The sequence below is a fragment of the Paraburkholderia sp. GAS82 genome, assembly GCF_050436285.1.
GTDB classification, from domain to species: domain Bacteria; phylum Pseudomonadota; class Gammaproteobacteria; order Burkholderiales; family Burkholderiaceae; genus Paraburkholderia; species Paraburkholderia phenazinium_B.
Window position 1 is genome coordinate 108,014 of record NZ_JBNDLX010000011.1, and the last position, 23,509, is coordinate 131,522.

The following is a 23,509-nucleotide window of genomic DNA, read 5'->3' on the forward strand; positions in this document are numbered from 1 at the left end:
ATGGCGATTCGCAAGCGCAACGCACAACCCGGCACGACGCTCGCCTCGCATGGCGACGCGATCCTGAAGGATGCCCACCGCGAACTGAAGGACCCGGCGCGCCGCCTGCTCGGCAAGCGGATCCTCTCGCTCGGCGGCCTCGCCTTGCTGTCGGGCTGCGATCTGAGCACCGACAAATCGGTGAACACGATGCTGCGCAAGATCTCTTTCTTCAACGACGACGTGCAGGCGCTGCTGTTCGATCCGAACCACATGGCGCCGACTTATCCGGAATCGATGATCACGCGGCCGTTCCCGTTCAACGCGTTCTACGACGTAGACGACGTACCGGAAGTCGACGCCGCCACCTACCGCCTTCAGGTGGGCGGCCTCGCGAACGGCAAGCGGGTCTGGACGCTCGATGAACTGCATGCGCTGCCGCAGACGGACCAGATCACGCGGCATATCTGTATTGAAGGGTGGAGCGCGATCGGCCACTGGGGCGGCGTGCGCTTTGCCGACTTCCTGAAGCGCTCCGGCGCGGATACGACGGCGCGCTTCGTGTCGCTGCATTGTGCCGACAACTACTGGACCAGCATCGACATGCCGACAGCCCTGCATGCGCAGACGCTGCTTACGCTGACCTACGACGGCCAGGTGTTGCCGCCGAAATACGGCTTTCCGATGAAGCTGCGCATGCCGACCAAGCTGGGCTACAAGAATCCGAAGCACATCGTTGCGATCACCGTGACGAATGAATATCCCGGCGGTTACTGGGAGAACCAGGGCTACAACTGGTTCGGCGGTTCCTGAGCAGCATCCCTGTTTTTCAAGTCAACCCACACTCAATCTACGGAGATTCCATGTCTATCCGCCTGAAACTTGGCGTTACGCTTGTCTCGCTCGCTTTCGCCGGTGTCGCGCTCGCGCAGACGCCCGCGGTCAAACCGTCGCGGATTCGCGGCGAAGTCGTCTCGCTGAATGGCGATGTCCTGCAGGTGCATCGCCGTAGCGGCGATACGGTCTCCATCAATCTGGCGCCGACCGTCACCGTTTCCGCCGTCAAGGCAATGCAACTGGCCGATATCAAGCCGGGTTCGTTTATCGGCACGGCTGCCACCACGGGCACCGACGGCAAGCTGACCGCCACCGAAGTGGTGGTGTTTCCGGAATCGGCTCGCGGCACCGGTGAAGGCCACTATGCGTGGGACCTCGGTCCTAACAGCTCGATGACGAACGCGAATGTCGACCAGGTGGCCGAAGGCACCAGCGGCCGCGATCTGAAGCTGTCGTACAAGGGGGGTAACAACGTGGTGACGGTACCGCCGAATGTGCCGGTCGTGACCTTCGTTCCGGCCACTCGCACCGACCTGACGGCCGGCAAGAAAGTGTTCGTGGTCGCGACGCCTGCGGCGCAGGGTGCGTTCCTGGCGCAACGTGTGGTGGTTGAGAAGGACGGTGTGGCGCCGCCGATGTAACTCTGTCTGTCAACTCTGTCTGTCAACGTGACAACTCGGGTGTGCGGCGCCAAACGGCGCCACACACCCGCTCTCAGACTCTCATTGCTGCTTCACCGGTTCGCGCTCAGGTTTCGAGCGTCGCATCCATGGTGATGGTGGCCTTCAGTACTTTCGAAACGGGACATCCCGCCTTGGCGTCCGCCGTGGCTTTCTCAAACGCCGCCCGGTCGCCGCCGGGGATCTTCACCTTGACGTCAAGGTGAACCGCGGTGATGGCGAACCCGCCGTCGGCCTTGTCGAGCGTCAGGGTTGCCGTGGTGCCGATACGTTCCGGTTTGATATTCGCCTTGCCCAACTCGGCCGATAGCGCCATGGAGAAGCACCCGGCGTGTGCAGCCGCGATCAGTTCTTCCGGGTTGGTGCCGATACCGTCTTCGAAACGTGTCGCAAACGAATACTGGGTGTCCTTGAGAACCCCGCTGTCAGTAGAAATCGTGCCTTTCCCGTCCTGCAGGCCGCCTTGCCAGACCGCTGATGCCTTGCGCTTCATCGTTCTCTCCTGTTGGTGCCCTGTCAGCGCTGCTGTGCTATCCCATCATGGCGCCTGCCGCAACGGTCACGCCCGGATTCTTGCGGGCTCGGCGCCGGTCGATGCATGCCACGCAGCGCGACAGACGCGGGCGTAGACCGGTCTTCATCATAGGCGCTTCTGGAGATCGGTGCGGTCAAGTGTTTGGCAGGGTCGCGCGAGGGCCGTCGCGATCAACATAGAGCCAGTGGCGGATCAAGGGCGAGTGCGCAAGCAGCTTCGGAGCCCCGGTTTGCATAGCGGCGGCGGCCTCGCACCCCGACGTCGGATGCCCAGGTGCAAATTCGACCAATCCAACCTTTCCTCTGATCGCTAACGGTCACATATGGCCTTTTATCTATTTTATAGAGTCACATGTGACCTATAACCTATAATTTTCACGAGAAACCCGATTTCAGACTATAATCAGTCATATGGAACCGTTAAATTCACCTATCAAGTCACATACGACTGCAAAATTGGACACACTTCCTTTGCCGGTTCGTCGTGGATTGAAAAAACTCGGTGCGGACATCGCGTTGGCCCGTCGTCGTCGACGCATCTCCACGCAATCCATGGCGGAACGCCTGCAGGTTTCGCTAAAAACCTTGCAGCGGCTTGAAAAAGGCGACCCAACGGTCGCCGTGGGCACGGTCGCGACCGCAATGCTCGTATTGAGCGAGTTGGAGCGCTTTACGAACCTTTTGGACACTGCCGGAGACGATGTTGGCCTAACCCTGATGGATCAAAACCTTCCCAAACGTATCCGGAGCAAAAAGACCACTTCATCGTCAGGAGCCCTGTAATGGCTGTACCCGTCGAGCGCACAGTAAGCGTAGCGTTGGGGTCATCGGCATTACCCGTCGGCCAACTGACCTATGCAAAACTGGGGTCCCGTGAAAGCTCGGCGTTCGTCTATGACACAAACTGGCTTCAAGACGACTCTCACTTCGCAATTTCTCCAGACCTTGTCCTGACCACAGAACGGCAGTTCCGCAAAGCTCCCACCAGAAACGACTCCGTCTTTCATTTTGCGATCGCGGACACCGAACCTGACGGCTGGGGCTGCCGGGTCATTGCGCGTGACCACGCAAAGCGACGTAAGCGCGCGCAGGAACAGGGTAAGAACTTTAGTGGTGCGCTGACCGAGATGGACTACCTGCTTGGCGTCGATGACGAAAGCCGGGTTGGAGCGATCCGCTTTGCGAACGACCAGGGGATATTTCAGCGCACGATGGAGGACGGCGGCCACCGCGCTCCTCCGCTAATCGAACTAGGCCAGCTACTGGGCGCGTCACGTGCGGTCGAAAGCGGTACTGAGACTGAAGCTGACTTGCGTTATCTACGCGGGCGCGGAACGTCGCTCGGTGGAATGCGGCCCAAATGCACGATAGTCGACGACGACGGGCATCTCGCCATTGGCAAGTTTCCAAGCGTTCAGGACGAGCGCGCGGTTACGCGCGCCGAAGTGCTTGCCCTGCGCCTCGCGCAAACGGCCGGTATCGACACGTCACACGCGCGCATCGTGCTATCCGACAACGTGCCGGTTGCGCTGATCCGTCGCTTTGACCGCCATAACGGCGGCCGGATTCCGTACCTGTCGGCAGCATCGCTACTCCAGGCGTCGCGCGAAGAAGATCACTCGTACACCGAGATCGCAGAACAGATCCTGGTTGTCAGCGACGATCCGCGCAGAGATCTGACTGAGTTATGGCGCCGGATCGTGTTCAGCATGCTCATCACCAATGTGGACGATCACCTGCAAAATCATGGTTTCCTGCACGTAGGGCATGGGCAATGGCGCCTTGCCCCTGCGTTTGATCTCAATCCGATGCCAGACAAGGATCGCGAACTCAAGACATGGCTCACGGAAGAATCTGGACCGAGTGGTTCGATCGAAGAAGCCGTCGCGGCGGCCAGGCATTTCCATCTGGCTGACAGCGCGGCTCTCGATCTACTCGGCAACATATATCTTGCCGTACGTTCATGGCGGGAGATGGCACTCTCGAAAGAAATCGGCATGACAGCTCGCGAAGCGGACGAATTCGAACCCGCTTTCGAACACGCCGAACTCGCGGCGGCCAGGAGACTGCTAGAACGTTGACGATTGCCTCGTTCTTGCTCGTTCTTGCTCGCGCTTACTCCGCAAACGGCAACGTCTCCTGCCCTTCGGCCCGCATCCCGAACACATTCAACGTCATCGCGACAAGCGCGTAATACCCCAGCAAGCCGACCAGGTTGATCGTGACCTCATGCCCGAAGCGCTCCACGGTTGCCGCATAGGTCGCATCGGACACCCGCTTCGTGTCATACAGCTCATTGGCAAACGCGTAGATCAGCGCGTCTTCAGGATTGGCAAAAGACGGCCGCTGACCCAGGCGAATCGCCTCCGCCTCGGCCTCGGTAACGCCAGCCTGCAAAGCAATCGGATAGTGTATGTACCACTCGGCCTGCGCTTGCCAGCGCGCGGCCGTCACCAGAATTGCCAACTCCGATAAACGCAGCGGCAGGCCAGTCCGGTAGCGGCAAAACGCCCCCAGCCGTTGCGCCTGCTGCGCGAGTTCGGGACTGTGAATCCAGCCCAGAAACGGACCATTCAGATTCCCACGCGGACCGGACAATATCTCGTCGAGTACGGCCTTCTGCTCAGGCGTGGCATACGCGGCATCGAAACGCGGCAAACGTTCAGTCATGGAAACTCTCGCAAGTAATGAAGCGGCGGTCCACTCTCAGGACACCGCGCGCACGCCGGTTGAATGAAGCGCGCCGTCAATGGCGTCGGTGAGACGGCTCACAATATTGTCGATATCCTGCGCCGTGCAGATAAACGGCGGCGCCAGCAGCACATGATCGCCACTCTTGCCGTCCACCGTGCCACCCATCGGATACATCATCAGCCCGCGCGCGAAAGCCTCGCGCTTGATTGCTGCATGCAGTTTGAGCTTCGCGTCGAATGGTGTCTTGCTCGCCCGCTCCTGCACCAGTTCGACACCCACAAACAACCCGCGCCCGCGCACATCGCCGATATGCGGATGCTGCGCGTAGTGCTCGCGAAGCTGTGCGCGCAACTGTTCGCCACGCGCCTGCACGTTCGATAGCAGATTGTCCTCGGCGATCACGCGCTGCACTTCGAGTGCGGCGGCACACGCGGTTGCATGCCCAATATACGTATGACCGTGCTGGAAAAAGCCCGAGCCGCCGACGATCGTATCGTAGATGCGCTTGCTGACCAGCGTTGCGCCGATCGGCTGATAGCCAGCTCCCAGACCCTTCGCGATCGTCAGCAGATCCGGCGCTACACCGTCCTCTTCGCAGGCATAGAGATACCCGGTGCGCCCCATTCCCGACATGATCTCGTCGAGAATCAGCAGCACTCCATAGCGATCGCAAACAGCGCGAATCTTGCGGAAATATTCCCGCACTGGCGGCACTGCGCCCGCAGTAGCGCCGACCACCGTCTCCGCGACAAAAGCTGCCACCGTCTCGGCGCCCAGTTCGAGGATTTTCTGTTCCAGCTCATCCGCCAATCGCTGCGCAAAGGCCTCTTCGGTTTCGTCAGCGCGCTGCTCGCGATACGCATAGCACGGGCTGACGTGATGCGCTTCGATCAGAATCGGCAGAAACGGCTCGCGGCGCCATGCATTGCCGCCAATCGCCAGCGCCCCAAGTGTATTGCCATGATAGCTCTGGCGGCGCGCAATGAAATGACGCCGCTGCGGCTCGCCCTTCTCGACGAAGTACTGGCGCGCGAGCTTCAACGCCGCTTCGATCGCCTCCGAGCCGCCCGACACAAAATACACATGATCCAGCCCAGACGGTGCGCTAGCCACGAGCCGGTCCGCGAGTTCTTCTGCCACCTGCGTCGTAAAGAACGACGTGTGCGCGTACGGCAATTGCTGGGACTGACGCCTGATGGCGTCGAACACGCGCTGGTTGCTATGACCGAGGCACGAAACGGCGGCCCCGCCGCACGCATCGATATATCGTTTGCCGGCGGCGTCGATAATCTCGATGCCATCGCCAGCTACGGCGACCGGCAACGCCTGCTTCGGTGCGCGGTGAAATACGGTGGACATGATAGGTATCCTTATCGCTTGATCGCGGTCAGAAGGCGGCATTCGAATGAGCCGTCCGTGGAATAAACGTATCGAACGCACGTTGTCCCTGACGATAGACCTGCATCGCCACACCGTCCGCTTCGATGCGAAACAGCGCGGTGGCCAAGGTGTTTTCGTCGTCGGGGTCGTGCGGATCTTCGCGGTAAATGGGCAGTCCGGAAGGTTCCTGATCGCTTAGAACGCGCAGCAGTGCGTCGTCTGTTACTGGTGCGCCAAGCGTCGAAATCAATGCATTCACGCGCGCCTGACGGTCGCGGGAGGACTCGGTGATGATTTGCCCTTCACCATCACAGCCGTCGTGAATCATATGATTCGCGTGACCGAAACGAGAGGTGTCGGCAACCACCGAGCAACGCCGTGCCGTTGCTTCAACACTCACCAGACGCGAGTCGCTCACACAACCTAGCGTGTGATGAAAACCGCTCGCACGTGGCATATCGCGCAACAGCGCAACGGCCTCGTCGAGCGAGCGTGTATCAAGCACGGCGCGCGCGAGGATCATGCGGGGCACACCCACCGCCGGTACGCGGATGCGCAAATTGTTGATGGTCTGCACGATGCCCGCGCGGCTGGCGGCAAACGTATGTCCCGGTAATGAACCGGGATAGTAGAAACTCACGAAACCGGGCTTGCCGACAGGCTGAACGTCCACGAGAAAACATCGTTCGCGCAAATACGGATCGCCGTCTTCGTTGTGCGCGATGAAACGCGCGTTGCCTGACGCGGCGGCTAGCGTCGTGCAACCGTCTGGCGCGTTGTGGATCAGTTCGCCGCGGCAGTTCCACAGGAACACATCTTCTACGGGCCATGCCAGACCCGCAGCCATACCGTCCAACTCGGCAACCAGCGCCGGGAAATACGCTTCAGCTGCCCGCCGCAGCGCTTCCACGAATGGATGGCCACGCCACCGGCTCACCTGCTTCCACGCAGCGCTTTGCTGCATGTACGCCGCCATCACCGGCCGCGCCAGTTCGCCCAATCTGTAGCCGATGTCATCCGGTTGCCCGGTGACACGAAAGAGACTCCATTCCTGCATTGACGGTTATGCCTCGCTTAAACCCGGTTTGCTGTGGCGCAGCAACATGCAGCAGTGACCCGCTCAACAGGTGCGGCGCGTTGAAAGGACGCCTTCAGCCACGATGACATCGATTCAACACTCGATTCCAATTTATACCTCTCAACAACATATGTTGTCAATACGGCCGAGCGTATATCGAATGGAGCGAGCGGCACAAAAACAGAGTAAAAGCTGCGGATGTAGCGGGGCTGCAGGGCAGCATCAGCCCCGCTCCGCGCATCCTCAAGGCACGTAAGCGCCCTTCGCATGCAGCGAGCGTTCGGCAATCTCAAGTTGCTCGACCGCGTCGGCGCCTTCAAGCGCCAACAGATGCGCAACCAGCGATTCCGCAATGGCGGTGGCCGCGACGAGTGAAGGAAAAAACGAAGGGCTTTCGTGTGAAAAAATCAGCACCTTGTCGGCGTTCAGCGCGATCGGGGATACCGCGCTATCGGTAATCGCAATCAGCTTGCTGCCCTTCTCGAGCGCCGCCTCGGCCACGCGGGCTGCCTCCACCGAATAAGGTGCGAAGCTGATAACGACAGTCGCACTATCGCGTTCGATGGTGCGCAGCTGCATCTCCAGCGTACCGGCCTCGCCCGTCAGCAACGACACCGACGAGCGGAACAATCGATATCCATACACCAGACCAAATGCCACCGCATAGCAGGAGCGAAAGCCTGCGACATGCACATGCGGCGCGCGACGCAGCAACCGCGCGGTTTCAACGGTGACACGCGTGTTATGCGCAGCCGTGACATCGAGATTGTGTTGTTGCGCCACCAGCAGATCGTGCGCCAACGCGTCTTTGGCATTGGTCTTGACGAGTGAACGGGCGCGGCTGGCGAGCGGCTCGGGCCGCGTACGCACGCGCGCCACGAACAGATTGCGCAGTTCATTCCAGCCGGGAAAACCGAGTTGCTGCGACAGCCGCACGAGCGAGGCAGGTTGCACCTGAGCCCGCTCGGCCACCTTGCGCATGGAAGAGACAGCGACTTCGTCGGGATGATCCAGCAGGAACGCGGCTCCCATCTGGAATTGCGGACTGAGTTCAGAGAAGCGCGCCCGGATCAGGGCGGCGAGCTGGTCGAAACTGTCGGGCATGCGATGGACCAGGGAGTAAGTTGACAACAAATGTTACCACCCGGAACACCGCATGCACCACCAACCCAGGACCCGCGTTTACAGCAAAGCCACGACCCGCACATCGCCCTGTTCCGCCGAGGCGACCACCTTGCCCGCGACGCGCCGGAAGGTGATGGTCACGCTCGAATCGCCGACACGCATATCGCCGATTTCGAGCCAGTCGATACCTTCAGGCAGCATCGGCTGTTCGATCAGGACTTCTCGCTTCGCCGCATCCACGGTTACACCGAGGCACGCTTCCAGCATCATGAACGGCGAGCCGGCTGCCCATGCCTGCGGCAGACACGCGACCGGGTACGCAGTGGGCGGCTCACCGCGCCGGCGCGGGAAGCCGCAGAAGAGTTCGGGCAGACGCATGTCGAAATTGACCGCCGCCTGGAACAGCGCCTGCAGCAGATTCACCGCGGTCGCCTTGCCGCCGTAGCGCGCCACACCGCGCGCGCAGAGCGCGTTGTCATGCGGCCAGACCGAGCCGTTGTGATACGCCATCGGATTGAAACGGGCCTGTCCTGCAGCGAGCGTGCGCACGCCCCAGCCGGTGTGGAACAGCGTCGACTGCAGACCGCGCACCACGGCCTCGCCGCGCTCGCGTGACGGCAAGCCGAAGGCGAGCAGATGGCCGGCATTCGATGCCATCACGCGGCACAGTTCACCATGGCCGTCCAGTGCAATGCCGTAGAAACCGAACTCCTCCATCCAGTACTTCTCTTCCACGCATTGGCGAATGCCCTTCGCGCGTTCGCTATAACCGGCGGCCTCGTCCAGCAGACCGCGCAGCCTGGCGAAATGCGCCATGGTGTCGAACGCTGCGCTCGCATAGGCTTGCACCTCGACCAGCGCAATCGGCCCGTCAGGGAAGCGCCCATCTGCGTGAAAGACCGAATCGTGACTGTCTTTCCAGCCCTGGTTCGCAAGACCGCCATCCGATTCGCGCTGATAGTCGAGCAGGCCGAAGCGGTTCTTGTCGCACACGCCTGAGACCCATTGGGCCGCGCGCACCAGCGCCGGCCACAACTCGTCGATCAGACCCAGGTCGTTGGTACGTGCCACGTAGGCACCGGCCAGCACGATAAACAGGGGCGTCGAGTCGACCCCGCCGTAATAGAGCGCAAACGGCACTTCGCCGGTGGCGGCCATTTCGCTCTTGCGCATCTCATGCATGATCTTGCCGACCGCCGCGTCGCGAAACGCCGAATTCTCGCGCGCCTGATGCTCGGCAAGAAAGCGCAGGACGCCACGCGCCAGTCCCGGCTGCAACCAAAGCGTTTGCAGCGACGTAATCAGCGCATCGCGGCCAAACGGGGTCGAAAACCAAGGGATGCCGGCATACGGATAAGGACCGGTTTCCAGATCGGTGGTGAGCAGTCCGAGATCGGCGAGTGAGCGGTCGATCCACGCGTTAAACAGCGGATTGCTCGAACGCACGCGCGCCGTCGCCCGGCGCCGCTCGCGCATCACCAGGTGGGCATCGACCAGCGCCGCGCGCACGGCAGCGCGTCCGACGCGAGGACGTGCTGCATCGATCTGCGTGAGATGCGCCTCGTTCAGCGAATGAACGGACTTTGCGACGTCGGCATTGGTAGCGGCCTGCTCTGCCTCCACCTCGACATTGACGGCGAGATAAATCGACACGCAGGCTTGCGCCGGCAATTGCACCGTGTAGTCCGCGCGGTTGGCAAAGAGCTTGTCCGGAGTCGGCGAAAACGCAATGCCGACGTTGCGTGCGACATTGTCGAGCCCTACGTAGCTGAGCAGCACCTCGCCGTTTTCGACGCGCGCCGGTTCGATCTTGCCCTGCTTGTCGCGTTTCAGACCACGCACTTCAAACATGTCGCGGAAATCGCTGGCGAACGAAATGGAAAGCGGCACGACGGCATCTTTCGTGCCGTAGTTGGTCAGTTCGATCGCTTCGTTGAGCACCGTGCCGGACAGTACACGCACGCGCTCGACGTGGATCACACCCTCGGGCGTGCTGTCGCCGCCCAAAGGCGGCAACGGCCGGTTGGTCAGGTGCGCCGTGAACGCTGTGTTATCGCTGCTGACACTGCCTGAAAGCAGCGACGGTGCACGCCCGCCGAAAGTCAGCCGCAGTTGTGAGAGGACCCGCGTGTCGTTGACGAACAGGCCGTCGTCGTGGCCGGTAATATCGCCTAGTGGGTCGTTGACAATAAAGGTGTCGCCCGACTTCAGCACGAACTGGTTCGCGCTAGCGACGTTGAGGTTTTCCGGCGGGATAAATGCGCCATCCGGTTCGTGTTCGACATGGTCGACGCCGCCTGAGAGTCCGCCAAGGGCTTCGGGTTGCTGCATCAGCTTGCTCCTGTGCTATGGGCTTCGTTCCGATTGTAGAGGGTCTGCGCCCGTCGAACGAACTTAACACAGGTAGGTGGTGGATTTACGCCGGTAAGCTATTTCGAAGGCGTAACAAAACGCTACGAACGATGCGCCGGACCGGTGCATATGTGCGGTGGCACGCGTCATGCAGTTTTGCCGTAAACGGACTGCGGGCATTGTCTCCTGTCTGGAGACAACGCCCGCAGAGCGTCCGCAATCACGCGGCACTCAGGCCATGCCGGCGGTCAATCAGCGCTGCGCGATCGGCTTGGCTTCACGCGGCGTGGAGCCCACAAACAATTGACGCGGACGGCCAATCTTCTGCTCCGGATCCGCAATCATTTCGTTCCATTGCGCAATCCAGCCCACCGTGCGTGCCATCGAGAAAATACACGTGAACATCGCGGTCGGAATACCCAGCGCGCGCTGCACGATGCCCGAATAGAAATCGACGTTCGGGTACAGCTTGCGCGACACGAAGTATTCGTCTTCCAGTGCGATCTTTTCCAGCGCCATGGCCAGCTTGAACAGCGGGTCGTCGTGCAGGCCCAGCTCTTCCAGCACTTCGTGGCAGGTTTCGCGCATCAGCTTGGCACGCGGGTCGTAGTTCTTGTACACGCGGTGACCGAAGCCCATCAGCTTCACGCCCGAGTTCTTGTCCTTCACCTGCTTGATGAACTCAGGAATGTTGTCGACCGAGCCGATCTCCTCCAGCATGTTCAGCGCGGCTTCGTTCGCGCCACCGTGTGCCGGGCCCCACAGGCAGGCGATACCGGCTGCGATACACGCAAACGGATTCGCACCCGACGAACCGGCCAGACGCACCGTCGACGTGGACGCATTCTGTTCGTGATCCGCATGCAGGATCAGGATGCGATCGAGTGCGCGCACCAGCACGTCGTTGACCTTGTACTCCTCTGCCGGGTTCGCAAACATCATGCGCATGAAATTCGCGCTATACGACAGCTCGTTCTTCGGATACACGAACGGCTGGCCAACCGTGTATTTGTACGCCATCGCCACCAGCGTCGGCAGCTTGGCGATCATGCGAATGGCCGACACCTCACGATGCTGCGGATTGTTGATGTCGAGCGAGTCGTGATAGAACGCGGACAGTGCGCCGACAGCGGCCACCAGAATCGCCATCGGATGCGCGTCGCGACGGAAGCCGCGGAAGAAGAAGTGCATCTGCTCGTGCACCATCGTGTGCTTCGTGACGGTCTCGACGAACTCTTCCTTCTGCGCTGCATTCGGCAGTTCGCCGTTCAGCAGCAGATAGCAGGTTTCGAGAAAGTCCGCATTCTCCGCAAGGTTATCGATCGGGTAGCCGCGGTACAGCAACTCGCCTTTGTCGCCGTCGATATAAGTGATCGCCGAGTTGCACGCCGCCGTCGACATAAAGCCGGGGTCATACGTGAACTTGCCGGTCTGGCTGTACAGTTTGCGGATGTCGATTACGTCCGGGCCCAGCGTGCCCTTGTAGATCGGGAAATCGACGGTCTGGTCGCTGTCGGAAAACTTCAGCGTTGCGTGTGTCTTAGAGTCGTTCATCTACGTGTTCCTTTTTTGCTATCACATCGCACTCGTGCCGGACTACGAAGGTTCTAAAGCCGGCTCAGGCTTTGCATTTTACGGCTACCTCGTCCATTAATTGCGGCGATTGGCCACAACAATCCATCTCGACCTAAGCAACATTCGTTGCGGATCGTATTAAATCCAATTCATTCCTACGAATATTGGCCAGCTAGACTCAGCCAGCCAACTGAAAGATAGCGTAGTTATTGCAACAATGTTTTGCTCTGCCTAAGCAGCAGAAGCGCGCGCCGTCTGAGATACTCGTTGCGTGTGTTGCTTCCCCTGCAAAACACATCGCTGTCTTTGGCCCGCCGTTCGCGGCGGGCCTTTTTATCCAGTCTGAAGAACAGGATTACCAGATGAACGCATCGCTCGAAACGCTGTTTCCGGATCTCAACCACACCGAAGACAGCATCGTTACCGCGCTGAACCATCAGGACATCGTGGTGGCGTTGTCCGCGGCACTGAAGACGCAAAACGTCGCCGTACTGCATATGCTTTATCCGCGTACCGACGCGCGCACGCACAGCAGCCTCGACGAACTCGTTTCCAGGCTCAATAGCCACGGCCTGCATAAGGTCGCCGGACTGGTGGCCAATGAAGCGCACTACCTCGTGTTCAAGGAGCCGGTCAAGGCGTGGAAAGCCTTCCAGGAAATCCGCAACGACTCGCTCGCGATCGGCGTGCATCTGTACTATCACGGTCTGGTCGGCGAAGCAGCCGAGCGCGCGCTCGACGCTGACGCGCATCGCAAGGCTTAATGCTGGATTAGCTGAACTGGCTGGCTGAATCAGCCGGTTCAGCGCTGTGAGGCGTGGCCGCCCACGCTGCGGATAAATTCGTCGATATAGCGATTGAACGCAGCAGGGTGCGCCAGATTCATCCCGTGCGATGCGCCGCGCACCGTCTCGCGCCGCGCATCCGGCAACCACGATGCGAGCGCAGTGGCGGTGCGTCTGAACATCTCGGGACTCTTCTCCCCGTCGATCAATAGCACGGGGCAGCGAACCTGCGCGGCATCTTCCGGCGTATAGGCCGGCAACGGATCGCGGAACTGGCGCGCCAGGGTGTGGGCGTTGTCGATCGCCATCGTGCGGAATGCCAGCGTGCTTTTCGCCCAGAAGCCAGGACGGCTCACCGAATCGACGAACAGTTGCAGGCCCGCGTCCACATTGCCTTCTTCGATCAACTGAGCGGCCCGCGCCCGCAATGCATTGACCGTTTCCGGCAGGCTCGCAACAGGCCGCCCTGCAATCTGCAACGGCCCGCCCGGGTCGGCGAGCGTCACCGTGCGCGCATGCTGCGCGTGGCGCCGCGCAAAATGAAACACCACGCAGCCGCCGCGCGAATGCCCCACGACATGTGCCGGCCCAGAGCCCAGGCGCTCGATGAATTCGGCCAGTTCGTCTGCGTGATTGCTCCAGCTGAACGGCATGTCGGCCGGCGTATCCGTCACCGGCCAGTAATGAGTGAGGCTCACCGCTACGCAGCGGTAATGCTTCGCCAGTCCGTCGAGTTGTGGCTGCCAGTAGCGGTAGTCGCACAGCGAGCCGTGCACGAACAGCAGCAGTTCGCCCTCGCCTGCTTCGACGTAGGGCATGCGCAAGCCATTGGAGAGCTCGATATCGCCCGTCACGCGTTATTCGTAGACGAGTTCGTCCAGCAGGCCGGCTTCCGCTGCCGTCCCCGCACCGCGCACCGCGCATGTCAGCGGTTCATCGGCGATGCGCACGCCGAGTCCGAGTTCGGCGGTCAGACGACGTCCCAGGTTGGCGAGCAGCGCGCCGCCGCCGGTCAGTACGATGCCCGAGCTGGCAATATCGGTTACCAGTTCGGCCGGCGCGCATTCGAGCGCCGTTTTCACGGCGCCGATCACCTGGCGCAACGGCCCTTCGATGGCATCGGCGATATCGTGGTTGTTCAGTTCGACCGTGCGCGGCAGGCCGTCGTCGACACTGCGTCCGGTGGCGTTCATGCGCTCCATCGGCACGTCGCGCATGGCAGAGCCAATGGTCTTTTTCACGTGTTCCGCGGTCTGCTCGCCGAGCAGCACCCCATACAGCGAGCGCACGTAGTTGATGATAGCCACGTCGAACTGGTCGCCGCCGACGCGAACCGAGCCGTTATAGGCCATGCCGCCAAGCGCGATCACCCCGACTTCCGTCGTGCCGCCGCCGATATCGACCACCATCGAGCCAGTTGCCGACGACACCGGCAAGCCCGCGCCGACCGCCGAAGCCAGCGATTCGCCGATCAGGCTCACTTTCCAGGCGCCCGCCGCCACGGCGGCTTCCTTGATGGCGCGGCGCTCGACCTGGGTTGCCCCGGCCGGTACGCAGATCGTGAATGCAGCACGGCGGCCGAACAGCGGTCTGGGCCGGGCCATCTCCACGAACTGGCGAATCATGTGTTCCGCGGCGGAAAAGTTGGCGATCACGCCGTGGCGCATCGGCCGTACCGTCTCAAGATTGTTGGGCGCGCGGCCGAGCAGTTGTCTGGCCTGGGCGCCCACTGCCGCCACCCGCTTCTGGCCGGCTTCGGGCTGCTTCTGGAAGCACACCACCGACGGCTGATTGAGGACGATGCCGCCATCGTCGGTGTAGATCAGGGTATTGGCCGTGCCGAGGTCGACCGCCACGGTGTGACGGAACAGTCCCCTGAACAGTGGATGATGCGGCTTCGGTCTGGCCATATGAAGGCTCTGCGTTTGTCGTTATCGCCCTTGCGGGCGCTGCGATGAATCCCCGTTGTACCGCACCAAGCCCACCCAACACCCCCGCGGGTGCAGCAAGATCTTTATGCAGCGCGCGTGATTTTCGCGCTATTGAACCATTAACGGCAAGTAGAACAAATTCTTTAGGCTTACTTTATTTTCCATTTCATTTCGGACCGAGTTTCGGCCTGTTTCAAGGGGCCTTTGCTCCCAGTGCACGGACGAGCGCATCGCGTCCCAGTACCAATCCTTCGCCCGAAATCGTATGACCAATGCCGGGCAACGCAAATGCGCCGACCGCATAACCGGCATCGCTGAACGCATGGGCCGCTCGCTCGAGTTCGAGGACTGGGATCACCGCATCTTCGACTCCGTGCACCAGCGTCAGCGGCGTGCGCGCCTGCGTGGTGATGCGGGAAGCAAGGCGTCCTGAATACGCTACGACGGCAGCGGGCGCGTCGTCGCTCGTCGCCGCGTGATGAAGCGCCATCATCGAGCCTTGCGAGAAACCCACCAGCGCAAGCTTTTCGAAAGGAAGCTGCCAATACTGCAACTCGCTTTCGAGCATGCGCCGTAGCGGCGGGTAGGCATCCGCCACGCGGCCAATGCGGTTAGCCTCGTTTACGTCGCGCAGGCTGAACCATTGGCGGCCACCAAAGCCGCCGTCGAAGCGTTCACTGCCGTCGAGCGAGGTAAAGGCGACATCGGGAAATGTCTCGCTCCAGCTATCGGCGAGCGGAAGGAGGTCTTGCGCGTTGCTGCCGACGCCATGCAGCAGAACCACCAGCGCGCGAGCCGGCGCATCAGCCGGCGGGACGGCAGGCGCGAGGCGCCAGCCATGTTCGAATTCTTCCCAGGCCATATCAGACTCCCTTTGCTTTCTGTCTTTTGTTTCGATGCACATCAACGAACGACCCGACGCCGTTTGCGCGACGCCGGGCAAATCACAGCCGCGAGCATACGCTTTCGTGATTTTTTTTGCCGCCTTTGGCGAGCCCTGGCCAGCATGCGCTGTGCACGTCGACAACCCTACTTGAGGAATGCAGGTATGCTTTTGACAGCCATTGGGCCAGCGGTGAGCCGCCTGCCGTCCAGCAAGCCGGCATCCCGCATCCCGCATCGCTTAAGACACCGCTCCGGAGAATCGATTGAGCCAGCCCGCACCTGCGCCCGCATCGGCCCCGCCGCCGCCTCCACCGCCGCTTAAAGGCGGCCAGCTCGTACTCGCGACAATCGCCGTTGCGCTCGCCACTTTCATGAACGTGCTCGACACGTCGATCGCGAACGTCGCCATTCCGACCATTTCAGGTAACCTGGGCGTCTCGGTGGACGAAGGCACTTGGGTCATTACTGTGTTCGCCGCCGCCAACGCGGTGTCGATTCCGCTGACCGGCTGGCTCACGCAGCGCATCGGCCAGGTCAAGCTGTTCGTCGGCGCAATTCTGATGTTCGTGCTGTCGTCGTGGCTGTGCGGCATCGCACCCACGTTGCCCATCCTGTTGCTCGCGCGGGTCTTGCAAGGCGCGGTGGCTGGTCCGCTGATTCCGCTGTCGCAGGCCATTCTGCTCGGCTCGTATCCGAAGGAGAAGTCGTCGACAGCGCTCGCCCTGTGGGCCATGACCGCGACCGTCGGCCCGATTGCCGGACCGGCGCTCGGCGGCTGGATCACGGATAGCTATAGCTGGTCGTGGATTTTCTACATCAATATCCCGGTGGGCATCTTCGCGGCCGGGGTCACGTGGATGATCTACCGCACCCGCGAAACGCCCACCCGCAAACCGCCTATCGACGTGGTGGGGCTCGGCCTGCTGATCGCCTGGGTCGCTTCGCTGCAGGTGATGCTCGACAAGGGCAAAGACCTCGACTGGTTCTCGTCGCCGGTGATCGTCATTCTCGGCATCACGGCGCTGATCAGCTTTGCGTTCTTCCTCGTGTGGGAGCTCACCGAAGAAAACCCGATCGTCGATCTGCGTTTGTTCACGCAGCGCAACTTCCTGGGCGGGACGATTGCGATCTCGGTGGCTTATGGCGTGTTCTTCGGCAACCTCGTGCTGCTGCCGCAATGGATGCAGGAGTACTTGAATTACCGGTCAGTGGACGCCGGTCTTGTGACCGCGCCGCTCGGCATATTCGCGGTGCTTCTCGCGCCGGTGATGGGCCGTGTGCTGCCGCGCTCGGACGCGCGCATTATCGCGACGCTCGCCTTTATCGGCTTTGCGATCGTGTTTTACATGCGCTCAAAATACGTGATTGAGATCGACACGTGGCATCTGGTGCTGCCGACGCTTCTGCAAGGCATTCCGATGGCGCTGTTCTTCGTGCCGCTGACTGCAATTATTCTGTCCGGACAACCGCCTCAGAAGATTCCGGCGGCAGCGGGTCTGTCGAACTTTGCGCGGGTGTTTTGCGGCGCGGTGGGTACGTCGATCGCGGGCAATGAGTGGAATAATCGTACCGTGCTTCACCATGCCCGGTTGACGGAGCAGGCCACCATCGATAATCCGCTGTTCAACCAGCAGATCAACTCGACCCAGTCGCTGCTGCATCTGAATACACAATCGTCGAACGCCCTGTTCGATTTCACTGTGAATACGCAGGCGGCGATGATGGGGCTGAACGATATTTTCTTTATCTCCGCGATCATTTTTATTTTGATCATTCCGCTGATCTGGATTACCCGGCCTGCCAAGGGCGGCGGCGGTCCGGGTGCGGCTGGGGCACACTGAGCGCGGGCGCTGGGTGTGTTGAGCGCGTTGGGCGCGTTGGGCGTGGACAAGCAGTGGGCATGGCGGCCGATTTACCATTTGCAACGGCTTGCCAGTAAAATCCCGGCGTCCACGCTCGCCCTCGCTTATGAACTACCAAGGCATCCTCGAACAGATCCACCACGATCTGCAGCCCTACCTGGGTACCGGTCGCGTTGCCGACTATATTCCCGAGCTGGCCAGGGTTCCAGCCAACAGCTTCGGCATGGCCATTGTCACGAACGCCGGTGAGGTGTTCCGGACCGGCGAGGCCGACACCCGCTTTTCCATCCAGAGTATCTCCAAGCTATTCGCCTGCACGATGGCGTTTCGGCTGCTCGGCGATGCACTGTGGCAGCGCGTTGGGCGCGAGCCGTCAGGGACGCCGTTCAATTCGCTGGTGCAACTCGAAGCGGAGCAAGGCAAGCCGCGCAATCCGTTTATCAACGCTGGCGCGCTGGTGGTCACCGATGTGCTGTGCCGACGGTTCGTGCAGGCGGAAACCGCGCTGGTGGAGTTCATGCGGCGGCTGACCGGCGAAGTGACGATCGACTACGATTTGCGCGTCGCGCAATCGGAGCTGCAAAACGCCGATCGGAACCAGGCTATGGCGCATTTCATGGCCAGCTTTGGCAACATGGAAATGCCGGTCCACTCGGTGGTGGATGCATATTGCCGGCAATGCGCGATCTCGATGAGTTGCGTCGAGTTGGCGAAGGCGGCGCTGTTTCTAAGCAATGGCGGCGTTGTGCCGGCGACCGGGGAGCGGATTCTTGACAGCAGTTCGGCCAAACGATTGTCGGCGCTGATGTTGACCTGCGGTACCTATGATGCGGCGGGGGATTTTGTCTATCGCGTGGGACTGCCGGCCAAGAGCGGGGTTGGTGGAGGAATTGTCGCCGTGCTGCCGGGCGAAATGGCGGTTTGCGTCTGGTCGCCAGGGCTGGATAGCAATGGGAATTCGTTGGCGGGGGTGAAGTCACTGGAATGGCTAACCACACTTACCGGACAGTCGATCTTTTAATAGCGCCGGGGCAGGTAATTTTGGCGGCGTAAAAGAGCGCGACTCTGTCCGCAGCGGACAGAGTCGGCGCAACTATAATACGAAATCGCCCATTTTCTCCAGCTGGCTCAGGCGGCAAACAGGCATCTTTCCGACGGATGCTCCGATTCGCTCGAAAACCCGAAGCATCGAAAGTCACCGAACAAGGCATAAACGCTAGCAACTCGGGGACATCGCACAGGAGAAGAGTTATGCCCGATAATGCACTTCCCTCATCCAGCGGAAAACCCGGTGCGGAGTATGGAAAATCATACCGCGAATGGAAAAATTGGGAAGTCAGCAACTTTGGCAGATTAGGAAAATCAGAAAGCTGCTACTTCGATGCGGAAATAAAAAAAGCGAATATTAAAACCGACAGAAAGATACGCGCGCTGGAGATTGGCTTTGGTAACGGCAGCTTTCTCACCTACGCCAGAAAAAAGCAATGGGATATCGTCGGCACAGAAATCAACAAGGATCTGGTCGAAGCCGCCAGGCGCCTCAATTTTGATTGCATCTGCACAACCGGTCTGAGCGCATTTCCAGACGATACCTTCGATCTGGTAGTGGCTTTCGACGTTCTCGAACACGTTAGTCAGGAAAATCTTCTGACCTTTCTAAGAGAAGCAAAAAGAATACTGAAAGACGGTGGAACTTTCATCGCCCGGTTTCCAAATGGAGACTCACCATTCGGATTGTTCAATCAGAATAGTGACATGACTCATATAACGGTAATTGGAAGTGGCAAGGTAAAATATCTTGCCAACGAATTGGGTGTGGAACTCGTCTTTGTTGGCGGAGAGGCTCAGCCGTTAATTACCGGCACTCTGCGACGAACGATACATGGACTATTTTCCATACCCATTAAAAAAATAATAAACCTGTTTGTCAGTCTTGTTTTTTTCCAGGGAGGCGCCATCGCCTTCTGCTCGTTGAATCTTGTCATGATCTTTCGCACCAGAAAATCCAGCTCCATCACAGCTTCCGGGGGCGATTGATCAATGTCACCATCACGTAACTCATGATGGTCAGCATGAACCATGAACCCAGTTTTCCTACGGACACCATCGCCCACCCATGCATCTGGCCTGGATACAACCAGGCGTGACTGAACGTGCCGATGTTTTCTGCCAGCCAGATGAACGTGGCGATAAGCACGAAACCGAGCAATAACGGCATCCGGTGGTAGCTTCGACCAATCAGAAAGAACACGGTACAGCGGCGAAAGGCAATCGCGACGCATGCCATCAACAGGTACCGAACGTCCGGCAGATAGTGGTGGAATTCAACAGGTCGAGGCTACGAGTTGTAAAATCGCTCGGAGCCCCGGGAGACCGCCAGTGGTCTATGCCAACGGGCGCCGCGTCCAGGTGGCGTTCGGCCGGCTCACCGCAGAACCGCCCTGCCAGACCATCTGATCTACCGAATCCTCGCCATGCCCGCCGTCAAGACACACTTCCAGGATCTGCCCATCGTCCTGGATCCGGCCCAGCGGCTCGAAATCGCGCACCAGCATTTCGACGTTTGCGCGTTGCCCGTCCAGCAGCAGTTGCTGGCGTGGTGCGACCGTATGATTGGGGTGGTCAACCTCCTGACGACGCGCGACGAACGCAGGCAGCCGTTTCGCGGCTGGATCGACCGCTACGCCGTGGGCGAATTCCTGTTCGCCGACTGCCACACCGACCGCATCACGCAAGACCGGACGATCGCGCGCATCTCCCAGGACAACGCGCGCAGTATCGTCTTCCACGTGTTTTTCGACACTGCGCCCGGCAACGAACTCATATACCCCGGCAAACGCACAGGCACGGCGCTCGAGGGCGGCATCTTCGCCGTCGATCTCAACCAGCCCGTGCAGTTCAAGCGCGCGCCCTGCCGGCACGTCACGATTTTTCTGCCGGGCACGCTGCTATGTAATGTGTTTCCAGACCCATCGGTCCTGCACGGACGCGCGCTCTCGCCACACTTGCCCGTAGTGCATTATCTCGCGGGCCGCGTTCTGTCGTTTGCTGCTCACGTCGGCCACATGGCGCCTTGGGATGCTCATCGGATCCTGCGCGAGATCGTGCTGCTGATCGCGGACGCGTTCGGCGAGCAGGCGGGGCTAAAGGGTGGCAAGCCCGCGCTCGCCCGGGCAATGGCGTTCGACCAGGCACGCCGCTACGTGCATCGGAATCTGCACGACGGCGATCTTTCGCCCGATGGCGTCGTGGAGTCGCTGGGCCTCTCGCGACGCGCGGTCTATCGCCTCTTTGAGCACGAAGGAGGGCTCGGCGCCTATATCCGGCATGTGCGCCTGCGCGCCGCCGCCGACGAGCTCGTCGCATGGCCCGGCGTCCCGGTGCAGGACATCGCCTATGCTCATGGCTTTCGGAGCGCGTCGGACTTCACCAGAGCGTTTCGGCGTGCTTACGGCCTCGCGCCACAGGACATCCGGCAGTACCGCGACGACATGGGCGCATCGCCGAAGCGGTCTTGACGCGGTTAGCCGGCCGCCTTGCGCGCAGCTGTGAATCGCGCCTTGATATGACGAGGCGTTTCAAGCTCGTCGACGACCGCCACGGCGAGATCGGCTACCGAAATACCGGCCGGTTTGTCGCCATCCATCAGCAGTTGCTCTCCGCCAAGACGGTAGGTACCGGTCCGCTCGCCCTCTTCGAGGAATGCTGGCGGGCTCACAAATGTCCAGTCCAGAGCCGTGTTGCTGCGCATCGAATTCAACGCGTCCCGAGCCGCCCTCGCGCCAGGTACGATGTTCGGCGGGACATGTGCGATGAAGGAATCGGTGTCGACAAGCTGGACGCCCGGTGCAACAAAAAGGCTACCCGCGCCACCGATGACCACAAGACGCCGCACGCCGCTGGCTTCTACTCCGCGAACAATCGCTTCGCTCCCACGGAGGAAGTTATCGAATAGTTCGGGGTCGTTCCAGCCTGGGTTGAAAGCCGACACGACGGCATCGTGATCGCGCACGGCGTTTGCGACCGACTCCGGCGAATAGGCGTCGCCGGTCACGACATTGAGGCCCGGTTGTGACGCAACGCCCCCATTCTTTCGAACCATCACCGTGACCTCATGCCCACGGTGAAGCAATTCCTTCTGCAGATGCTTGCCGACGAAGCCGGACGAGCCAATCAACGCAACTTTCATGATCCCTCCCACGATAAAAGCATGAGGAGTTATGCTACCGGTCAATTTTCGACTTTAAAATACAGCGCAAACTACGATATCTTTTAAGCTGAGCTACAAAATGCAAGATCTACGTCAGTTGGTGGTCTTCGCGGAGACGGTCTCACGCGGCTCGATGAGTGCAGCGGCGAAGCGGCTGGGGATGACGCCTTCGGCGGTAAGCCAGACCATCAAGGCGCTGGAACGGCAGTCTGCGGTCACCCTGCTGCATCGTTCCACGCGCAAACTGACACTCACTGAAGACGGCAAACAGTGCTATTTCCATTGCCTGCAACTGATGGCGTCATGGAAGGCCGCAACCGATTCATTAACGCAGGCTCGGGATGCGCCAACCGGGGAGTTACGTATTGCCGCGCCATTGGGCCTTGGACCTCGGATCGCACCAGCGCTGGCGTCGGTCCTTTCCACCTGGCCGCAACTACGCCTGCGCCTGCTGGTGAGCGACGAGATGGTCGATCTGATCGATGCGCGAGTCGATCTCGCCATCCGGATAGGCACCATGGCCGACTCCGGGTGGACCGCCCAGAAGCTATGCGACCTCGAAACCATCATGTGTGCCTCTCCGGCCTATCTGGCGCGCAACGGCACGCCTGACAGTCCACAGGACTTAAGCGACCATCAATGGATAGCCCTTAAGCGGCAGGTCGACGCTGCCCGGTCCGTCGACTCTTCGGATGGTGCAACGCCGGTCATACCGGTGACGCTCTTTGGCGAGAGGCGGATGAAACAGACGGTGCACGTTGGCGTGCGCGTCGTCAGTACGACGCAACCTGCGATTCAACAGATGTGTGAGGAGGGGCTCGGGATAGCGCGCCTTTCGTATATCGAGGTACTCAACTCGCTCAAGCATCACAGTCTGGTGCATGTTCTGCCGAAGTGGACGTTTCCGGCACTCCCTGTGACACTCGTGACACCGCGCAAGGACGGCCAGCCCGCCAAGGTACGGGCCGCTGTAGACGCGTTACGGTCGTACTTCCGGGACCTCCCTACCGTTCACTCATCCACGTCCACGGATTGATCTCACGTCAGAAAAGGCGCGATTCGACGTGTTGGCACCCCCTCGCCTACAGCGGACCTTCAACTTCTCGCGAACGGGTGATTCGATCTGTGTGCGTGATCAGTGGTACGTCGTCGTCGAAGACTGCAGCTTCGTCAGCACTCCTTGCTTGAATCGAAACCAGCCTTGTGGGCCTTGCATCACGACTTCGTCGCCTTGCCAGAAAACGCGCTTAACCATCATGCGCATGGTCAGGCGCTCCACCAGTGGCGGATGGTGGCGAAAGTCGTACAGCACCGGCCCGGAATCGGTCTGCACAAGCATTCGCGCGACGGCGTCATTTGCGCCGCCGATGTCATCGAAATGCGTGAGCGTATTCGCGCCGAAGCGATCGAAAATGCCGTTGTCGACGGTTGCCACGAAACCGCGATCGACGCGCTCAAATTGCAGTTCGCCTGAGGGTGTAACAAGTGGGCCGGACGCGTTGCTTTGCGCATGAACACAAGTCGCGAAGGAGGCGGCTGCGAGCGCGGTGAGGAACAGTCGTTTCATGTTGCCTTTCAGATTCAGCGGCTTCTCCGACCAGG

At 60.4% G+C, this 23,509-nt stretch carries 23 protein-coding genes; 10 read left to right on the forward strand and 13 right to left on the reverse strand.

Annotated features, from left to right (window positions below):
- The gene (locus tag P3T17_RS29825; protein WP_074268692.1) at positions 1–792 is read left to right on the forward strand and encodes a molybdopterin-dependent oxidoreductase; all 792 of its coding nucleotides are present in this window, start codon (positions 1–3) and stop codon (positions 790–792) included.
- A gap of 50 nt (positions 793–842) precedes the next feature.
- On the forward strand, positions 843–1,457 hold the full coding sequence (locus tag P3T17_RS29830; protein ID WP_074268693.1) for a hypothetical protein: 615 nt from the start codon (positions 843–845) through the stop codon (positions 1,455–1,457).
- A 106-nt stretch (positions 1,458–1,563) separates the two neighbouring features.
- Here P3T17_RS29830 and P3T17_RS29835 read toward each other — a convergent pair whose 3' ends face one another.
- Positions 1,564–1,989 (reverse strand): OsmC family protein, encoded by a 426-nt coding sequence (locus tag P3T17_RS29835; RefSeq protein ID WP_074268694.1) that lies wholly within the window; start codon positions 1,987–1,989, stop codon positions 1,564–1,566.
- A 497-nt stretch (positions 1,990–2,486) separates the two neighbouring features.
- On the opposite strand from P3T17_RS29835, the gene P3T17_RS29840 reads away from it, so the two are divergent.
- On the forward strand, positions 2,487–2,813 hold the full coding sequence (locus P3T17_RS29840) for a helix-turn-helix domain-containing protein (RefSeq protein WP_429410114.1): 327 nt from the start codon (positions 2,487–2,489) through the stop codon (positions 2,811–2,813).
- Positions 2,813–4,111: a type II toxin-antitoxin system HipA family toxin gene (locus P3T17_RS29845; RefSeq protein WP_429410117.1), complete on the forward strand. Its 1,299-nt coding sequence runs from the start codon at positions 2,813–2,815 to the stop codon at positions 4,109–4,111. The genes P3T17_RS29840 and P3T17_RS29845 overlap by 1 nt, the downstream gene beginning before the upstream one ends.
- A 34-nt stretch (positions 4,112–4,145) precedes the next feature.
- On the opposite strand, the gene P3T17_RS29850 is transcribed toward P3T17_RS29845, so the two are convergent.
- The 6 genes from P3T17_RS29850 to gltA all read right to left on the reverse strand — a co-directional run bounded on the left by P3T17_RS29850 (position 4,146) and on the right by gltA (position 12,213).
- The gene (locus P3T17_RS29850; RefSeq protein ID WP_429410119.1) at positions 4,146–4,700 is read right to left on the reverse strand and encodes a carboxymuconolactone decarboxylase family protein; all 555 of its coding nucleotides are present in this window, start codon (positions 4,698–4,700) and stop codon (positions 4,146–4,148) included.
- 36 nt (positions 4,701–4,736) lie between these two features.
- Positions 4,737–6,083 (reverse strand): aspartate aminotransferase family protein, encoded by a 1,347-nt coding sequence (locus P3T17_RS29855; protein WP_429410121.1) that lies wholly within the window; start codon positions 6,081–6,083, stop codon positions 4,737–4,739.
- A gap of 28 nt (positions 6,084–6,111) precedes the next feature.
- Positions 6,112–7,161 carry a C45 family autoproteolytic acyltransferase/hydolase gene (locus P3T17_RS29860; protein ID WP_429410123.1) on the reverse strand — a complete coding sequence of 350 codons (1,050 nt, stop codon included), beginning with the start codon at positions 7,159–7,161 and terminating at the stop codon, positions 6,112–6,114.
- A gap of 264 nt (positions 7,162–7,425) precedes the next feature.
- Positions 7,426–8,286: a MurR/RpiR family transcriptional regulator gene (locus P3T17_RS29865; protein ID WP_074268700.1), complete on the reverse strand. Its 861-nt coding sequence runs from the start codon at positions 8,284–8,286 to the stop codon at positions 7,426–7,428.
- Between the two features lie 78 nt (positions 8,287–8,364).
- The gene (locus P3T17_RS29870) at positions 8,365–10,638 is read right to left on the reverse strand and encodes an amylo-alpha-1,6-glucosidase (RefSeq protein WP_074268701.1); all 2,274 of its coding nucleotides are present in this window, start codon (positions 10,636–10,638) and stop codon (positions 8,365–8,367) included.
- 273 nt (positions 10,639–10,911) lie between these two features.
- Positions 10,912–12,213, reverse strand: coding sequence for a citrate synthase (gltA, locus tag P3T17_RS29875; RefSeq protein WP_074268702.1), 1,302 nt, complete (start codon positions 12,211–12,213; stop codon positions 10,912–10,914).
- Positions 12,214–12,596: 383 nt separating this feature from the next.
- Here gltA and P3T17_RS29880 point away from each other — a divergent pair, with 383 nt between their 5' ends.
- Positions 12,597–12,998: a hypothetical protein gene (locus P3T17_RS29880; RefSeq protein ID WP_074268703.1), complete on the forward strand. Its 402-nt coding sequence runs from the start codon at positions 12,597–12,599 to the stop codon at positions 12,996–12,998.
- A gap of 38 nt (positions 12,999–13,036) precedes the next feature.
- Here P3T17_RS29880 and P3T17_RS29885 read toward each other — a convergent pair whose 3' ends face one another.
- The 3 genes from P3T17_RS29885 to P3T17_RS29895 form a co-directional block, all read right to left on the reverse strand.
- Positions 13,037–13,837 (reverse strand): alpha/beta fold hydrolase, encoded by an 801-nt coding sequence (locus P3T17_RS29885; RefSeq protein ID WP_429410372.1) that lies wholly within the window; start codon positions 13,835–13,837, stop codon positions 13,037–13,039.
- Between the two features lie 39 nt (positions 13,838–13,876).
- Entirely contained in the window at positions 13,877–14,929 is a 1,053-nt protein-coding gene (locus tag P3T17_RS29890) for a rod shape-determining protein (protein ID WP_429410126.1), read from the reverse strand.
- Positions 14,930–15,143: 214 nt separating this feature from the next.
- Positions 15,144–15,812 (reverse strand): alpha/beta hydrolase, encoded by a 669-nt coding sequence (locus P3T17_RS29895; protein WP_074268705.1) that lies wholly within the window; start codon positions 15,810–15,812, stop codon positions 15,144–15,146.
- A gap of 286 nt (positions 15,813–16,098) precedes the next feature.
- Here P3T17_RS29895 and P3T17_RS29900 point away from each other — a divergent pair, with 286 nt between their 5' ends.
- The 3 genes from P3T17_RS29900 to P3T17_RS29910 all read left to right on the forward strand — a co-directional run bounded on the left by P3T17_RS29900 (position 16,099) and on the right by P3T17_RS29910 (position 19,734).
- Positions 16,099–17,676 carry a DHA2 family efflux MFS transporter permease subunit gene (locus tag P3T17_RS29900; protein WP_429410128.1) on the forward strand — a complete coding sequence of 526 codons (1,578 nt, stop codon included), beginning with the start codon at positions 16,099–16,101 and terminating at the stop codon, positions 17,674–17,676.
- 127 nt (positions 17,677–17,803) lie between these two features.
- Positions 17,804–18,718 (forward strand): glutaminase, encoded by a 915-nt coding sequence (locus tag P3T17_RS29905; RefSeq protein ID WP_074268707.1) that lies wholly within the window; start codon positions 17,804–17,806, stop codon positions 18,716–18,718.
- Between the two features lie 230 nt (positions 18,719–18,948).
- Positions 18,949–19,734: a class I SAM-dependent methyltransferase gene (locus P3T17_RS29910; RefSeq protein WP_429410130.1), complete on the forward strand. Its 786-nt coding sequence runs from the start codon at positions 18,949–18,951 to the stop codon at positions 19,732–19,734.
- Here the strand turns inward: P3T17_RS29910 and P3T17_RS29915 are convergent.
- Complete coding sequence (locus P3T17_RS29915; RefSeq protein ID WP_429410133.1) at positions 19,712–19,984, reverse strand: DUF817 family protein; 273 nt, start codon at positions 19,982–19,984, stop codon at positions 19,712–19,714. The genes P3T17_RS29910 and P3T17_RS29915 overlap by 23 nt on opposite strands.
- Before the next feature lie 187 nt (positions 19,985–20,171).
- On the opposite strand from P3T17_RS29915, the gene P3T17_RS29920 reads away from it, so the two are divergent.
- The gene (locus tag P3T17_RS29920; RefSeq protein ID WP_429410136.1) at positions 20,172–21,215 is read left to right on the forward strand and encodes a helix-turn-helix transcriptional regulator; all 1,044 of its coding nucleotides are present in this window, start codon (positions 20,172–20,174) and stop codon (positions 21,213–21,215) included.
- 5 nt (positions 21,216–21,220) lie between these two features.
- Here the strand turns inward: P3T17_RS29920 and P3T17_RS29925 are convergent, their stop codons facing one another.
- On the reverse strand, positions 21,221–21,886 hold the full coding sequence (locus P3T17_RS29925; RefSeq protein ID WP_074268709.1) for an NAD(P)-dependent oxidoreductase: 666 nt from the start codon (positions 21,884–21,886) through the stop codon (positions 21,221–21,223).
- Positions 21,887–21,986: 100 nt separating this feature from the next.
- On the opposite strand from P3T17_RS29925, the gene P3T17_RS29930 reads away from it, so the two are divergent.
- Positions 21,987–22,943, forward strand: coding sequence for a LysR family transcriptional regulator (locus P3T17_RS29930; RefSeq protein WP_429410139.1), 957 nt, complete (start codon positions 21,987–21,989; stop codon positions 22,941–22,943).
- Between the two features lie 99 nt (positions 22,944–23,042).
- Here the strand turns inward: P3T17_RS29930 and P3T17_RS29935 are convergent, their stop codons facing one another.
- A complete protein-coding gene (locus tag P3T17_RS29935) occupies positions 23,043–23,474 on the reverse strand; it encodes a hypothetical protein (protein WP_074268711.1) in 432 nt (143 codons plus the stop codon).
- Positions 23,475–23,509 lie beyond the last annotated feature (35 nt).

Coding starts and splice junctions, on each gene's coding strand:
- P3T17_RS29825 (WP_074268692.1), top strand. CDS start 1: ATGGCGATTCGCAAGCGCAACGCACAACCCGGCACGACGCTCGCCTCG.
- P3T17_RS29830 (WP_074268693.1), top strand. CDS start 843: ATGTCTATCCGCCTGAAACTTGGCGTTACGCTTGTCTCGCTCGCTTTC.
- P3T17_RS29835 (WP_074268694.1), bottom strand. CDS start 1,989: ATGAAGCGCAAGGCATCAGCGGTCTGGCAAGGCGGCCTGCAGGACGGG.
- P3T17_RS29845 (WP_429410117.1), top strand. CDS start 2,813: ATGGCTGTACCCGTCGAGCGCACAGTAAGCGTAGCGTTGGGGTCATCG.
- P3T17_RS29850 (WP_429410119.1), bottom strand. CDS start 4,700: ATGACTGAACGTTTGCCGCGTTTCGATGCCGCGTATGCCACGCCTGAG.
- P3T17_RS29855 (WP_429410121.1), bottom strand. CDS start 6,083: ATGTCCACCGTATTTCACCGCGCACCGAAGCAGGCGTTGCCGGTCGCC.
- P3T17_RS29860 (WP_429410123.1), bottom strand. CDS start 7,161: ATGCAGGAATGGAGTCTCTTTCGTGTCACCGGGCAACCGGATGACATC.
- P3T17_RS29865 (WP_074268700.1), bottom strand. CDS start 8,286: ATGCCCGACAGTTTCGACCAGCTCGCCGCCCTGATCCGGGCGCGCTTC.
- P3T17_RS29870 (WP_074268701.1), bottom strand. CDS start 10,638: ATGCAGCAACCCGAAGCCCTTGGCGGACTCTCAGGCGGCGTCGACCAT.
- gltA (WP_074268702.1), bottom strand. CDS start 12,213: ATGAACGACTCTAAGACACACGCAACGCTGAAGTTTTCCGACAGCGAC.
- P3T17_RS29880 (WP_074268703.1), top strand. CDS start 12,597: ATGAACGCATCGCTCGAAACGCTGTTTCCGGATCTCAACCACACCGAA.
- P3T17_RS29885 (WP_429410372.1), bottom strand. CDS start 13,837: ATGCCCTACGTCGAAGCAGGCGAGGGCGAACTGCTGCTGTTCGTGCAC.
- P3T17_RS29890 (WP_429410126.1), bottom strand. CDS start 14,929: ATGGCCAGACCGAAGCCGCATCATCCACTGTTCAGGGGACTGTTCCGT.
- P3T17_RS29895 (WP_074268705.1), bottom strand. CDS start 15,812: ATGGCCTGGGAAGAATTCGAACATGGCTGGCGCCTCGCGCCTGCCGTC.
- P3T17_RS29905 (WP_074268707.1), top strand. CDS start 17,804: ATGAACTACCAAGGCATCCTCGAACAGATCCACCACGATCTGCAGCCC.
- P3T17_RS29910 (WP_429410130.1), top strand. CDS start 18,949: ATGCCCGATAATGCACTTCCCTCATCCAGCGGAAAACCCGGTGCGGAG.
- P3T17_RS29915 (WP_429410133.1), bottom strand. CDS start 19,984: ATGGCATGCGTCGCGATTGCCTTTCGCCGCTGTACCGTGTTCTTTCTG.
- P3T17_RS29920 (WP_429410136.1), top strand. CDS start 20,172: ATGCCCGCCGTCAAGACACACTTCCAGGATCTGCCCATCGTCCTGGAT.
- P3T17_RS29925 (WP_074268709.1), bottom strand. CDS start 21,886: ATGAAAGTTGCGTTGATTGGCTCGTCCGGCTTCGTCGGCAAGCATCTG.
- P3T17_RS29930 (WP_429410139.1), top strand. CDS start 21,987: ATGCAAGATCTACGTCAGTTGGTGGTCTTCGCGGAGACGGTCTCACGC.
- P3T17_RS29935 (WP_074268711.1), bottom strand. CDS start 23,474: ATGAAACGACTGTTCCTCACCGCGCTCGCAGCCGCCTCCTTCGCGACT.